The sequence below is a fragment of the Xanthobacter autotrophicus ATCC 700552 genome (assembly GCF_043194565.1).
Taxonomy (GTDB): domain Bacteria; phylum Pseudomonadota; class Alphaproteobacteria; order Rhizobiales; family Xanthobacteraceae; genus Xanthobacter; species Xanthobacter autotrophicus_F.
The window spans coordinates 68675-81449 of the sequence record NZ_JBAFVS010000023.1; the positions used below are offsets into that span (position 1 = coordinate 68675).

Consider the following 12775-nt stretch of genomic DNA (forward strand, 5'->3'; position numbering starts at 1 on the left):
GGTCGCTCATGATCCCATCACGTCGCCGGCGGCTCGACATCGGGCGGGTTCATATAAGCTCGGAAACCCGCCAGATCGTCATCGCTTGGATTTTCCGCATCGGGGATGAACCGAATAGTCTCGGCAATGTCGCGACGCGTGACGTAGCTGATGATCGCGCCACCATTGCTCAGCTCATACTCCATCGAGCCGCACCAGCGGTTGGGACGGGCAAGACCCGGCGCGAACGCGATGGGCTTCTTGTTTCCCTTCTTGCTCACCTCGTGCTTGGCGAGCGCGACTCGGATGAATTCGAGCGTGGTGAAGCCCATCTCCGTCCGCCGTAGGTCGCGGCGCATCTGCTCAACAAGTTCGGGCCGCTCCTGGGCATCACGCAATTGCTGCGCGCGCAGCTCGCGATCGTAGTGGCGATATCCGAGGTCTCGTTCGAGATGTGCAGCCTTGAGATCGATTCCTGAATTCTCGGCGAGCTTGATGACGTCTTCGCAGCGCTGACGCCACGTCCGCAGCAGCTCGTAGGCGGCGTAGATCCACATGGGCGAGAGCGCGCCCAGCAACGCGATCTTCCCACGCGGAGGCTCGTCATCGAACTGATGGCGCATGACCTCCTGCTCCAGCGCGTTCAGCGTATTATCGACGAGGCAAAGCTGGCTCGCCTGCATGGCTAGGTAAGGGTTCTCGGCGAAGCCGGCCAAGCTCGTCAGCGCTTCGTAGAGGTCACCCGTGCTGATCTCAGCGATATCGCGATAGCGGGGCTGATCGTCCCGCTCATCGTCAAATTCGTCGGCGTCCGTCATGTGATTTCCCCGCCCTTTGGCTCGACCCGATATGGCGGATCGATCACCGCCATCGGCAAAGGATCGGCCAAGCCCCAGAAACGCGTTGTTGCCCGGATGTAGCGCACGAGGTCGCCCGTCCGGATTCTGAGGTGTTCGCTCGGAATCGGCGGCCCCGCCAAGAGATCATGATAGTCGTTGGCGGCATCGTCCCATAGCGCCGGTGCGATAGTCTTCAGCTTTTCGCACGACGAACCTTCGCCATGACGAACGACGTTGGCGACCATGAACATCTCGGTCAGATCAGCTCCCAACTCGCCCTGTCCGACGCCTATCCCTGCGCGCTCGGCGCAGAGCGCCAGGAAATCTTGGAAACCACGCGACTTTGGCATGTCTGTCGCGTCATCGAGATGGACAGCTCGTGCCCAAATACTCAATTGACGCTCGAAGATGGCAGCGAGGGTCAGCGTGAACGCCTTCGCCGCCTCATTGGCGGTGTAGTTGTCGACCTGGGCCGCAGCGCGATCGAGAAATTGGTCCATCGTCGCCGCCTCGCCGCATTCGAGCGACGAATGGACCGGCAGCGCCTCCATTGCGGGCTGGATCACCCGCTCAAACAGTCTCGCAAGGTTGGCCTGGAAGATGCGCGGCAACTGATCCTTGATTTGCAATTTTCGCCCCTGTTGCCCTCAGTTCGTTCTGTCGCGTCGATCGGCGACTTTGCCCTACAATCTCAACCCGCAGCCGGCGCAGGCCGCACATCCCTGACTTCGCCGCGGCTCCCTACCAAGGCGATCTCGATGCCGGCCAAAGCGCAACGCGGCGCCAATCGTTCGGCCAGACGCAAGGTGCCTTCCGTGAAAGGCACGACAGCTATCTGACGCCCTGGCGACGGGGTCGCCATCAGCATGCCGACCGTCTCGCACAAACCCTTGTAGAGCCGGGACACCTGGCCCGAATGCCTCGTGTTGATGATCCCGCCCTTGCATTCGGCCGAGATGACGTGGTTGCCGACCTCTGCGACCACATCACCCAGTCCCGACTTTGGGTTAACGGTGATCTCCTGGCCCGCGGCGTTCCGGTACGTGCCGCCATAGCTGGTGGTGCCGACGCTGGAGATCTTGATAAAGTCGCGTCGAAGCAGCCAGGCCGCGAAGTCGAACTGCTTGCCGTGCTCTCCATCGGGGTGAACACGGACATGTTGGGTATCCTGCGTCCGCAACAGGTGAATGGCATAGGCGACCATGACCGCGCCTTCGTAGAGATGGTGTTCGTGCTCGCCGTCGGATTTACCGACCCGGTTTGGCGGCGGCGACAGCGCGGTAACGAGATCCTCGAAATCCATGACAATCCTCCCCGGCCGTTAGAGTAGCTGATGGGCCGAGAGTAATCGTCCTTCATTGCGGAATGGCTCAAGCTACTGGTAGCAGATTGAGGCCCCGTTCGTCCGCCTCTTTCTTCGTGCAGAACATCCGAAATCTTGGGACCACCAGGAGGGGAAAGCCTTCCCCTGCGCCCGAGCCTTGCGTCTCGGCCGACCCTTTCTGCGGGAGGCCCCGCAACACCCCAAGACGACACGGCGATCAGGGCTCGTGTGTTTCGGTCTCGAAGGCCTCGCACCCTGATCCAATCTGATGCCCGGCTCCCGCTGGCGCTCACGCCGGCCAGGTTGCTTGGGGGCGCTGCCCCCTGGCGCGGGCAAGGGTGAAGCGCGGCAAGCCGCGCCGGCCGGGGTGGTCTCCCCAACCTTCCGCGCGGATACGATTTCAACACATCCGTAATTACGCAAATCCGCTTGTGCAGGCCGGGTGATCCCCCCCCACCCCGGCCGCCCTGGCCCTTGCACCCCCCGGTCTCGCCGACGGGCAGGGTTTCAGCGCGGCGCTCCCGCTGCGCGGAAACCCAAGCCCATTAGGAGCAAAGACCATGACGACCACTGCCATCGAGACGACCGCCCTCCCCGCCGCCGTGACCGGCACGGAGGTGTTCATCCCGCTCAACAAGCTCAAGAAGCATCCGGGTAACGCCCGCAAGACGCCGCACAGCGAGGCGTCTATCGAAGCGAAGGCGGCGAGCATTCACGCCAAGGGCATCCTGCAAAACCTAGTGGTGGAGCCGGAGCTTGACGCCGAGGGAGCCGCGACCGGCTTCTATCTCGTCAGTATCGGTGAAGGCCGCAGGGTGGCGCAGTTGCTGCGCGTGAAGCGCAAGCAGATCAAGAAGACCGAGCCGATCCGCTGCGTCATCGACACCGTGAACGACGCCAGCGAAATCAGTCTGGACGAGAACGTCACCCGCGAAGACCTCTCGCCCGCCGACCAGTTCGAGCGCTTCCGCGAGCTTGCCGAAACGCGCGGCTGGGGCGCGGAGGAAATCGCCGCCCGGTTCGGCGTGACGGCGCATGTCGTGCGCCAGCGGATGCGCCTCGGTGCGGTCAGCCCCAAGCTGATGCAGGTCTACCGCGATGGGGATTTGACGTTGGAGCAGTTGATGGCCTTCGCCATCGTGGACGATCCGGCCCGGCAGGAGCAGGTGTTCGAGAACCTGTCGTGGAACAAAGACGCCTCGACAATTCGCCGCAACCTGACCCGGATGCACATCGCGGCGACGGATCGGCGGGCGATCTTCGTCGGCGCGGAGGCCTATACGGAAGCAGGTGGCTTGATCCTGCGCGACCTGTTCACCGAGGATCGCGGCGGCTTCTATGAGGATGCCGCATTGCTGGACCGGCTTGTCATCGAAAAACTGGAGAAGATCGCGGCCGAGGTGCAGACGGAAGGCTGGAAATGGACCGCTGTCCATATCGACTATCCGCACGGCAACGGCCTGCGCCGTACCTATCCGCATCCGGTGGCGCTGTCGGAGGACGACGAGGCGGCCTATGTCGCCGCGCAGGGCGAATACGACGCGCTGACCGAGCAGTATGACAGCGCCGAGGAACTGCCCGATGATGTGGTTCAGCGGTTCGGAGAGCTTGAGGCAGAGATCGAGCGCATCGACGCCTTACGTCACGCCTACGATGCCGACGAGATCGCGCGTGGTGGCGTGTTCGTCATCCTCTCCCATGACGGGGAAGCCCGCATCGAGCGTGGCTTCATTCGGGCCGAGGATGAAAAGCCTGAAACCGAAGACGGTGCAGACGGTGAAGGCGGTTGCGTCGTGGATGGCGTTCGCATCAACGGTGACGGCGAGATCATCGAGGACGGCAACCGGGACGAGGACGGCAACGCCGTTTCCGCGCTCGAGACCGAAGAGGAAGACACAGGGGATGCGGGTAAGCCGCTGTCGGACCTTCTCATCCGTGACCTGACCTCGCACCGGACGCTGGGCCTTCGCCTCGCGCTGGGCGAGCAGCCGGACATGGCGCTGATCGCCGTCACCCATGCGCTGGCGGCGCAGACCTTCTATCGCGGGGTGGACGCCGCCTGCCTCGAAATCCGCCCGACCAGCAGCTTCCTTGCTTCCCATGCGGACGGCATCGAGGACACGGCGGCGGGCAAGGCGCTGGCGGATCGTCATGCCGGATGGGCGGCGGACATGCCGCGCGACGTGGGCGATCTGTGGGGCCTCATTGCCGGTCTGGACCATGCCAGCGTCATGGCGCTGTTCGCCCATTGCGCCTCGCTCACCGTCAATGCGGTCAAGCAGCCTTGGGAGCGCAAGCCCCATGCCCATGCGGCGGCGGACAGACTGGCGACGGCGGTGGCGCTCGAAATGACGGCGCACTGGACGCCCACGGTGAGCGCCTATCTCGGTCGCGTGACCAAGGCGCATATCCTCGCCGCCGTGCGCGAGGCCGTTAGCGACGCGGCGGCGGAGCGGATCGCGGGCTTGAAGAAGACGGATATGGCGGACGCTGCCGAGCAGCTTCTGGCCGGAACCGGCTGGCTTCCCGCAGTCATGAGGACGGCGCGGCCCGCGTGGCTGGCCGAGCCGCAACAGGACGGTGACGCCTTCCAGATCGCCGCCGAGTGAGGACCGGGCCGGGATCGCACCAGCGGTCCCGGCCTTTCTCCCGCCCGACACCCCGAAATTCCGGTCGCGCGGTGTTCACCGCGCGACCGGCTGACCTCGACTGTCCGATGACGGCCACCGTCATCGGCCCTATGGAGAACCGTCATGATCGCCGTGATGTTGATGAGCGTGGCGCTGGTCGCGGGACTGTGCGTCCTGGCTTATACGCTTGCCGTCTATGCGCTGCCCTTCATGTTCGCCTTCGCGTCGTTGCGCTCGCCGGTGCTGCGCCTGATTGTGGCGCTGGTCTTCGCCGCGCCTGCCGCCGTGGCGGGCTACGCCCGATGAAGATGAGCACTACGTCTACGCTATGGCACTCTAACGCCGCACGCGATCAGTGGGGCCGCTATTTCAGTTAAGCTGGCGGAACTGTCGCGCATCCTTCACGCGAAGAACGAAGCCGGGGATTTCTTCGTCGACTTCTCGTTCGACATGGGCGCGTTCTACGGCTGCTACGTTTCGTGCAGATTGGCTCGATAAACGGCGCTGAAATCACTCTGCCAGCCGCCGTGCTGCGTTCTTCAGCTATCGAAATGAAGGGCAGCGGCCTTGGGAGCAACAGCCTGCCACGCCTCGTCGCGTCCATTGGCGGCGTCTTGAACGCGACAGCTTCGGCGAAGCGCGCGCTGGAATACTATTTAGATGCAGTTCGCCAACGCGGAGCGCTGGCGCGCGAGTCACGCCCGCACGGCGTCGAGAAAGGCCCGCGTCTCATCGACGATGCGATCCTGGAACTTCGGATCGTGCGCGAGAGAAGATCCGTGCATCGCTATTCCCTTATGGTCGAAATACATCCCCGTTTCGACGGATTGGCTTGTCAGGATACGGGCAATGACACGCGCCGCCTGTTCCGGCGTGCTTCTGTAATGGCGGAAAGGCGGGAACCGCGTGATGATCTGTCCGAACAGGAGACGCATGAAAGCATTCGCGCCGCCCAATCCGGTGCTTGGGTTGATCCCCGGCTCGACGGCGTTGAACCGCAGCCTTGGCGTATCCCTGGCAAAGGCGAGTGCAGAGGCAAGGATGCATTGTTTCGACGTGGCATAGGCATCCATGCCCGGCATCTTGCTGCCACCTGGCATCCACTCGCCACGGGCGCTCGCTTCGACCGAGATGAAGCGACCCCCGCGCATTCCCATGACCTTGGCCGGCTTGTGTTCGGGGTTCTCGATGGCCGAGCACAGGAAGAGGACGCCTGCCCCATCGGGAAGATGCGGCACAAGCGCGTCCGTAAAGGCAAACGGTCCGAGATGGTTGGTCGCGAACGTCGTGTCCCACCCGCTTGCGGTTGTCGTCGGGCGCGTCTGCATGACGCCGGCATTGTTGAGGAGGCCAGCGATCGGGAGGTTCATGGCGACGATGTCGGCTGCTGCCCGCCGCACGCTCGCCATGTCGGACAGGTCACCCACGACAGAGACGGCACGCTTGCCATCGCGTTCGAGCGCCTGCTCAACTTCGTTGAGTCTCCCCTGATCGCGCCCGACGAGGATAACTGTCCCATGATTTGCCAGCTCGAAGGCGGCTGCACGCCCGATGCCGGATGTTGGTCCGGTAATGATATAGGCTCGCGTGGGTGCCGCGTTTTGAATACCTGAGTTCTTCGCATCGCTCATTGTCTGTCCAGTCGCTCTTTCAAAGATCACAAAAAATCAGGCGACGACGCGCCAGAGCGCTTCGAAGCCTGCGGCGGTATGGCTGGCCGCGTTCGCCGGATCGCGCGTCATGAAATCGATCGTCGCTTCTGCGACACTCGTCATCAGCGAGGCCACGAACATCAGTGGAGCGTCGCGCATCGGTCCGCCCGCACGAATCCGCTCCAACAGTAAAGCGATGTCGGCCTGCGACCGACTTGCTGCTTCGTGACTCTCGGGTGTGACATCGTTCGAGACGTTCAAATAGGCAAGAACGCGCCGTTCCTGCGGATGCGCTGTTGCCCACCCTACCCATCCATTCCAAATATGACGCATCTGCACACGGGCATCGGCATGAACGGGAAGGTCAGCCAGGGTCGCGACCGCCATATCGGTCTTCAGCTCGATATACAGTTGGTTCAGCAAGTCGGCTTTGGTTTCGAAATACGTGAACAATGCCCCGTTCGAGACACCGGCCTCTTTCCCGATCATCGCCGTGGGCGCACTGAGCCCCTGCGCGGCGATGACCTTGATCGCCGCCGCCATGATTGCTTGTCGCTTCTCGTCGCTCCGTGGCCTCGCCATTCTCTCACCTGGATAAGTCGCCCATATCTATAGAAGAGCGACTGGTCGGTCAATATCTGACGCCGAGAGACGGGGAATGCTGCGCGTTCATCGGCGCCGCGGACGGGGAGCGGGCCTTGCGCCTTGCAAGGCTATACGGCGCTGCCCTTCATGCTCGGTGTCGAAGCGGCGCGCTTCGCCTATGAACCGGCGGCCTACATAGGGCCGGTCAAAAGAGACGCCAGGACGAAATCGGCGCGAGCAGATACCGAGCTTTTCGGCAAGGTGACGGTTTCGTATCCGAAGGCCGGTATGACCGTCGCCAATCGTTGGTATTCTGTGAGGCTCGACTCGAATCCGTGTTGGCGCTCGCCATCCGTTGCGTAAATCTCGGGCCACGGCGGGGCCATGAAAACACGCCGATGATACCGATGCGCCGCGCAAAGTGTTTCCACCATGGCGTCGCCCGTCACAGCACCTAGAGCCGATGCCGCGTCGATCAGCCCACGGTCGAAAAACACCCAGCCCGAGAGCGCTCGTGCCGCCTGTCTATCAGCCAGCGTCACCTCGATCGCTCGGCGTGCAAAAGCTGCCGGATCGACCCATGGGAGCGCCCTTTGGTCGCCCGCCAGCTCCTCCCTTACGATGCGGCGGCCGGGCTCTTCGACAACATGGTGTCCCCGAACACGAAGCTCATTCAGAAGAGTTGATTTTCCGCCCCCCGAGCAGCCGGAGATCAAAACGAAGTTCTCGTCCAATGTAGATTCCTCTCTTGATGATTTGGCGATTGGCGACGTGCAGAGCAGTCACACGGAACGCCTTGTCAGTTTGTCTGGCGGGAGATGCGCTCGGAGTTGTCTCGACGAGGCCGACATAAAATAGTGCCGTATGCAGACGGCGGCAATCCAACAAGTTAACCTGGTGTAAGCAACTTCGATAGCGATGGCGTTGCCCTTCAGGCCGCGCTTTCGGCTGCGCCGGAACCACGCTGACGGCGCGTTTCCGCCATTCGGCTTCAATCGTTAACGCGAAGAGCGGCGGTTGGTAGCCCTTCCGCTGATGAAGCCCCATTCGGGTGAGCGAGGGCATCGAGATGTCCGCTCACAGCACTTGCCGCAGGACGATGAGCCCGTTAGCTCCGTTCTCAGCATCGACACCCTTGCCGCGGGTGGTGTGCGCGGCAGCTTGTCTCGCCAGTTGGCGAGAACGGCCACGTTGCGCCGGTGGGCGATCGTCTTCAGCCTGCCAATGATGGCACGGCGAAGAAGTTGAAGATCGGGAAGCAGCCGCGTCCGCCCGTGGAAGATGGACGGGCCTTGCCATCGAAGGTCAGGGGTAAGGTTGACGCGACAGCAGGTTTGCCACCGTCCTCATGTCCGGCGCGCAGGCCGACCGCCACCAGTCCGTGTTCCTCGGATTCCCTGTCAGCCACACCAACGGCGTCCTCGAATGGATTGGGTCTGACCGAAGACCGGCTGCGCCTCGCTCTTGTTCCCGCAACGCCCGTCGCCAGCTTTTTTCCGCCGCCTTGACCACCCCACGCGACAAGTCGCGCGGGGACCCCGATCCGGCTTTGCATCGCGAAGCAAAAAAGCCGTCGCCGCACGCCTTCCACTTCGTTCCAGCCCTGACGGGTGCGGGGCCGATCGTCCCCGGTCGCACGACCACCATCGAGGTCGCGATAGGCGCGGCCCGAAGGAAAAAGGAACACGGCATGGCGACCATCGGCACCTTCACCAAGAACGACAACGGCTCGGCTGGCTTCACCGGCGCAGTCAAGACCCTGACCCTCAACGTCAAGGCCGTGAAATTCGTCCCGACCGAGGGCGACAGCGAGCGCGGCCCCGACTTCCGTATCTTCGCAGGGGCCACGGAATTCGGAGCGGCCTGGAAGAAGACCGCCCGCGAGACGCAGCGCGAATACCTCTCCGTCAAGCTGGACGATCCGAGCTTCCCCGCACCGATCTACGCCAGCCTGGTCGAAGGCGAGGACAGCGAAGGCCACAATCTCATCTGGTCACGCCGCAACGGCGACTGAGACCGGACATCTCCAGAAGCCCCGCTCGCCCGAGCGGGGCTTCGTCATGGTCATGGCCGTCACCGCCCGTCAGGAAATACGGCAATCAGGATGTGCGGATTTCAGGGTTTGCGACTTTGCACATCCCGATCAGATCCTGATGCCCGGCGCCCGCTGGCGCTCATGCCGGGCGGGTTTGGCTAGGGGCGCTGCCCCCGCGCGGTGCAAGGGATCGCTGACGCTCGTCCGGGTCGGTGTCCCCGGCCTTCCTCCACGTCGTTCCTCCGTTCCGTGCAGGCTGGGTGATCCCCCTCCGGCCCGGCCGCCCTTGCACCTTTCTACCCCGGTCTCGGCGACGGCCAGGGTTGCAGCGCAGCGCTGCGCTCCAACCCAAGCCCACGGAGACAGAAATGTATCATCAACTCGCCACCCGGTTCGGCCGGAACAGCCATCAGATCAGCGGGCGCGAAGCCCTCGACAACGAAGCCCTCTATCGCCACGTCCCGTCCGTCTTCGCCCGCGAGGCGCATGACAGCCGGTCGGATCGCTATGTCTACGTTCCCACCATTGAGATCGTGGAAGGGTTGCGCCGGGAAGGATGGTTTCCGTTCTTCGCCGTACAGTCCGTGCCGCGCGATGGGAGCCGCCACGGCCACGCCAAGCATATGCTGCGCCTGCGCCGGGATGACGGCATCGGCAAGCCCGAGGCGGCGGAAGTCATCATCGTCAACAGCCATGACGGAACGTCGGCCTATCAGATGTTCGCGGGGATGCTGCGCTTCGTCTGCACCAACAGCATGATTGCGGGCGAGCGCTTCGAGGAAGTCCGCGTGCCCCACAAGGGCGGCATTCAGGATCAGATTATCGAGGGCGTCTATACGGTCGCGGAAGACTTCCCGCGCCTGATCGACGCGACGGAGACGATGAAGGACACAAGGTTGTCTGAGGACGAACAGCGCGTGCTGGCCGAGGCGAGCCTTGTCGCTCGCTATGGCGAGGACGAAAGCCCCGTCCGCCCCGATCAGATCATCGCGCCGCGCCGCCGCGAGGATGTCGGGCAAAGCCTGTGGAGCACGTTCAACGTCATTCAGGAAAACATGATACGCGGCGGGCTGGACGGTCGCCGCACCAATGCCGATGGCCGGATGCGCCGCAGCCAGACCCGTGCGATCAACGGCATCGACCAGAATGTCGGACTGAATCGCGCGCTGTGGACGCTGGCGGAAGGAATGCAGCGCCTGAAGCGCGGATGATCGTAGAGCCGTGCAGCCGGGTTTCCGGTTGCACGGCTTTGCGTCTTTCCGGTTCCGCACATCCTCAGATTTTCCGCCGATCCGTGGAGCCGGATCGTCGGCGCGGCCATGTCGATGACACGGCCGCCGCTCGCCGGGCTGCGCCCGGCTCGCCAAATCACATCTGCGATGTTAAGTAATGATTCACCAATATTGATCGGATTGCGTGATCTACATATCCGATAACAGCAAGTTCAAAATATACCTCAAGTTGTGAACACTTCATCTTTCCGGCGCCGACGGCGCTTGGGAAGAAAGAGGTGACGCCATGCCGAGTTCTGACTGGCGCGCGCCGGCAGCTTACGGACATGCCCATAGCATTCCTGCCGCCGGCTTCGCTTGGGAATATCTCCGCCGCGACGACGAGTACCGCCGCGACTTCCATCGCATGAAACGGAAATCCCGCCACGACACCGAGGCGCAGACCGCGTTCGCCAACCGCTGGGGGTTGCGATTTCGCGGCGGACCCGGACCAGCCCGCCGATCGCGCCGCGCTCTTCTGGACGCCCGCGCTCCAGCCTGACGCCTTCGAGCTTCGTCCATCGGGCGTTCCCCCCGGCGACTTTGCCATGCCCATCGTGCTGCCGGGGCTTCCCGGTCTCGCGGCACGATCGGCGATGGGCGATGCTTGGCATGGCCTCTGGCGCGGATCGGGCGGGGAGCATCGCTTCTGGCTCGCGGACCCGCCGCCGGATGGCCGGGCGAGCTTCGTCGTCGTCCTGCCGCTCGACGCTTTGTTCGGGCTGCGCGCCGAGGCGGCGCTGCGGTTCTGGCTGGCGCTGGCCGGACGACCGCCCGGCGACCGGCGGCACGACCTTCCGGCCCAGACCCGCGAGCGTCATATCCTGATCCTGCGCGCGCTCGACGCGAAGCTGGCCGGGGCCAGCTATCGCGTCATCGCGGAAGCGTTGCTCGGCTTTCGCGGTCGATCGAAGAACGATTGGGAAGTCAGCCCCTTGAAAAACAAGGTGCGCCGTCTCGTCGCCGATGGCCTGTTCTACATGCGCGGCGGCTATCGCGAGCTGCTCCATTATCCGGTCCGCCCGCCACGCCGCCGCTGAACGGCGGCGTGGCCTCGTCTTCAGCCCACCCGCCGGGGTGCCGGAATCGCATCCCCCTGATTCCGGCACGCTGCAAGCCGCCGATCCTCCGCCACGGTTCGCCATAGCCCGCTGTCGCCGCCGACAGCCGCCGAACCCGACCCGGAGGTCCAATCATGATCGACCCGAAGACGGGGCTGCCGCCCCGATTCCTGCGCACGCCCGATGCGGCCCGCTTTCTCGGCATTTCACTGCGGACGCTGGAGAAGCACCGCACCTACGGCACCGGCCCGACCTATCGCAAGATCGGCGGGCGTGTCGTCTATGCGCTGGACGACCTGCAAGCCTGGACGGCGGTCGCCGCCCGCAAATCCACCACCGACAAGGATGCCGACCGAGTTTTCCCGGCGCGTCCGCTGACGCCCGCCGAGCGGGGCGCACGCTGAATGTCCGGCGGTTCCTCCCAAGACGCCGCACGGCGCGCGCAGCGCCTTGCCGGTAGCGAGCGGGCGCAGCTCGATCCCTTCGTCATCGCGACGGGCGACGCCAGCCCCCGCGACCAGCGCGACCTGATGGAGCGACCGTTCTTCTCGCTCGCCAAGGCCAAACGGGTAACGCCGATCCTCTACGAATCCGGCGGCGTCCGCGTCGAGGTCTTCGCCATGCCCGAGCATGGCATGGCGACCATCTGGGACGCCGATGTGCTGATCTGGGCGGCAAGCCAAATCGTCGAGGCCGAGAACCATGGCCTGAAGACATCCCGCTTCCTGCGCTTCACGCCGTACCAGCTCCTGATGGCGATCGGTCGGGGCACCGGCGCGCGCGAATACCGGCTGCTCAAGGGCGCCTTCGCCCGCCTGCAATCAACTGTCATCGCCACGACCATTCGCCATGGCGAGCGTTGGCGGCGGCACCAGTTCTCCTGGATCAACGAATGGGAGGAGATGACCACCCATGACGGCCGCGTCGAGGGCATGGAGTTCGTGCTGCCCGACTGGTTCTATCGCGGCGTCATCGACCGCTCGCTGGTCCTGACCATCGACCCGGACTATTTCCGGCTGACCGGCGGCATAGAACGCTGGCTCTACCGCGTCGCCCGCAAGCACGCCGGCCGTCAGGTCCATGGCTGGATCTTCGAGGTCGCCCACCTCCATGAGAAGTCCGGCAGCTTGGCCCGGCCGTCCGACTTCGCCCTCGACATCCGTCGCATCGTCGCCCGCCAGCCGTTGCCCGGCTACCGGCTCGACATCTGGCGCGAGGGACGGCGCGAACTCCTGCAAATCAGGCCCTCCCGCTTGTCCACAGTGCCTGTGGACGAGGCTGTGGAAACGCTCGTGACTTCGGGCGCAAACGGTATCGGGACTTCGGGCGCAGGACTATCGGGATTTCGGGCGCACGGACCGCAGTTAAACCTTTGGCCCGAAACACGGAATCCGGCTGC

At 63.9% G+C, this 12775-nt stretch carries 15 protein-coding genes; 8 read left to right on the forward strand and 7 right to left on the reverse strand.

The window, feature by feature from the left end:
• Window positions 1-17: 17 nt before the first annotated feature.
• The 3 genes from V5F48_RS19860 to V5F48_RS19870 form a co-directional block, all read right to left on the reverse strand.
• Complete coding sequence (locus V5F48_RS19860) at window positions 18-797, reverse strand: hypothetical protein (RefSeq protein WP_394260102.1); 780 nt, start codon at window positions 795-797, stop codon at window positions 18-20.
• The gene (locus tag V5F48_RS19865) at window positions 794-1447 is read right to left on the reverse strand and encodes a hypothetical protein (RefSeq protein ID WP_394260103.1); all 654 of its coding nucleotides are present in this window, start codon (window positions 1445-1447) and stop codon (window positions 794-796) included. The genes V5F48_RS19860 and V5F48_RS19865 overlap by 4 nt, the downstream gene beginning before the upstream one ends.
• A 62-nt stretch (window positions 1448-1509) precedes the next feature.
• Complete coding sequence (locus V5F48_RS19870) at window positions 1510-2121, reverse strand: hypothetical protein (protein WP_394260104.1); 612 nt, start codon at window positions 2119-2121, stop codon at window positions 1510-1512.
• Window positions 2122-2702: 581 nt separating this feature from the next.
• On the opposite strand from V5F48_RS19870, the gene V5F48_RS19875 reads away from it, so the two are divergent.
• Window positions 2703-4751, forward strand: a complete 2049-nt coding sequence (locus V5F48_RS19875; protein WP_394260105.1) for a ParB/RepB/Spo0J family partition protein — start codon at window positions 2703-2705, stop codon at window positions 4749-4751.
• A 144-nt stretch (window positions 4752-4895) separates the two neighbouring features.
• On the forward strand, window positions 4896-5078 hold the full coding sequence (locus V5F48_RS19880) for a hypothetical protein (protein WP_394260117.1): 183 nt from the start codon (window positions 4896-4898) through the stop codon (window positions 5076-5078).
• Between the two features lie 389 nt (window positions 5079-5467).
• Here the strand turns inward: V5F48_RS19880 and V5F48_RS19885 are convergent, their stop codons facing one another.
• The 4 genes from V5F48_RS19885 to V5F48_RS19900 form a co-directional block, all read right to left on the reverse strand.
• A complete protein-coding gene (locus tag V5F48_RS19885) occupies window positions 5468-6403 on the reverse strand; it encodes an SDR family NAD(P)-dependent oxidoreductase (RefSeq protein ID WP_394260106.1) in 936 nt (311 codons plus the stop codon).
• Between the two features lie 36 nt (window positions 6404-6439).
• The gene (locus V5F48_RS19890; protein ID WP_394260107.1) at window positions 6440-6967 is read right to left on the reverse strand and encodes a TetR/AcrR family transcriptional regulator; all 528 of its coding nucleotides are present in this window, start codon (window positions 6965-6967) and stop codon (window positions 6440-6442) included.
• A 233-nt stretch (window positions 6968-7200) separates the two neighbouring features.
• Entirely contained in the window at window positions 7201-7743 is a 543-nt protein-coding gene (locus V5F48_RS19895) for an AAA family ATPase (RefSeq protein WP_394260108.1), read from the reverse strand.
• A complete protein-coding gene (locus V5F48_RS19900) occupies window positions 7679-8074 on the reverse strand; it encodes a hypothetical protein (protein ID WP_394260109.1) in 396 nt (131 codons plus the stop codon). Before V5F48_RS19900 ends, V5F48_RS19895 begins: the two co-directional genes overlap by 65 nt.
• Window positions 8075-8699: 625 nt before the next feature.
• Between V5F48_RS19900 and V5F48_RS19905 the strand changes: the two genes are divergently transcribed.
• The 6 genes from V5F48_RS19905 to V5F48_RS19930 all read left to right on the forward strand — a co-directional run.
• Window positions 8700-9023 carry a DUF736 domain-containing protein gene (locus tag V5F48_RS19905; protein WP_394260116.1) on the forward strand — a complete coding sequence of 108 codons (324 nt, stop codon included), beginning with the start codon at window positions 8700-8702 and terminating at the stop codon, window positions 9021-9023.
• 389 nt (window positions 9024-9412) lie between these two features.
• Window positions 9413-10255 carry a DUF932 domain-containing protein gene (locus V5F48_RS19910; RefSeq protein WP_394260110.1) on the forward strand — a complete coding sequence of 281 codons (843 nt, stop codon included), beginning with the start codon at window positions 9413-9415 and terminating at the stop codon, window positions 10253-10255.
• Between the two features lie 307 nt (window positions 10256-10562).
• The gene (locus V5F48_RS19915) at window positions 10563-10817 is read left to right on the forward strand and encodes a transcriptional regulator domain-containing protein (protein WP_394260111.1); all 255 of its coding nucleotides are present in this window, start codon (window positions 10563-10565) and stop codon (window positions 10815-10817) included.
• 46 nt (window positions 10818-10863) lie between these two features.
• Entirely contained in the window at window positions 10864-11355 is a 492-nt protein-coding gene (locus tag V5F48_RS19920; RefSeq protein WP_394260112.1) for a DUF2285 domain-containing protein, read from the forward strand.
• Window positions 11356-11510: 155 nt separating this feature from the next.
• Window positions 11511-11780, forward strand: coding sequence for a helix-turn-helix transcriptional regulator (locus V5F48_RS19925; protein ID WP_156629778.1), 270 nt, complete (start codon window positions 11511-11513; stop codon window positions 11778-11780).
• Window positions 11781-12775 (forward strand): replication initiator protein A (locus V5F48_RS19930; protein ID WP_394260113.1); only part of this gene is annotated, 995 nt, incomplete at its 3' end.

What these genes read in the sequence shown, in the direction of transcription:
- V5F48_RS19915 (WP_394260111.1), top strand. Translation starts at nt 10,563, where the DNA reads ATGCCGAGTTCTGACTGGCGCGCGCCGGCAGCTTACGGACATGCCCAT.
- V5F48_RS19920 (WP_394260112.1), top strand. Translation starts at nt 10,864, where the DNA reads ATGCCCATCGTGCTGCCGGGGCTTCCCGGTCTCGCGGCACGATCGGCG.
- V5F48_RS19870 (WP_394260104.1), bottom strand. Translation starts at nt 2,121, where the DNA reads ATGGATTTCGAGGATCTCGTTACCGCGCTGTCGCCGCCGCCAAACCGG.
- V5F48_RS19880 (WP_394260117.1), top strand. Translation starts at nt 4,896, where the DNA reads ATGATCGCCGTGATGTTGATGAGCGTGGCGCTGGTCGCGGGACTGTGC.
- V5F48_RS19925 (WP_156629778.1), top strand. Translation starts at nt 11,511, where the DNA reads ATGATCGACCCGAAGACGGGGCTGCCGCCCCGATTCCTGCGCACGCCC.
- V5F48_RS19890 (WP_394260107.1), bottom strand. Translation starts at nt 6,967, where the DNA reads ATGGCGGCGGCGATCAAGGTCATCGCCGCGCAGGGGCTCAGTGCGCCC.
- V5F48_RS19875 (WP_394260105.1), top strand. Translation starts at nt 2,703, where the DNA reads ATGACGACCACTGCCATCGAGACGACCGCCCTCCCCGCCGCCGTGACC.
- V5F48_RS19905 (WP_394260116.1), top strand. Translation starts at nt 8,700, where the DNA reads ATGGCGACCATCGGCACCTTCACCAAGAACGACAACGGCTCGGCTGGC.
- V5F48_RS19900 (WP_394260109.1), bottom strand. Translation starts at nt 8,074, where the DNA reads ATGCCCTCGCTCACCCGAATGGGGCTTCATCAGCGGAAGGGCTACCAA.
- V5F48_RS19910 (WP_394260110.1), top strand. Translation starts at nt 9,413, where the DNA reads ATGTATCATCAACTCGCCACCCGGTTCGGCCGGAACAGCCATCAGATC.
- V5F48_RS19860 (WP_394260102.1), bottom strand. Translation starts at nt 797, where the DNA reads ATGACGGACGCCGACGAATTTGACGATGAGCGGGACGATCAGCCCCGC.
- V5F48_RS19885 (WP_394260106.1), bottom strand. Translation starts at nt 6,403, where the DNA reads ATGAGCGATGCGAAGAACTCAGGTATTCAAAACGCGGCACCCACGCGA.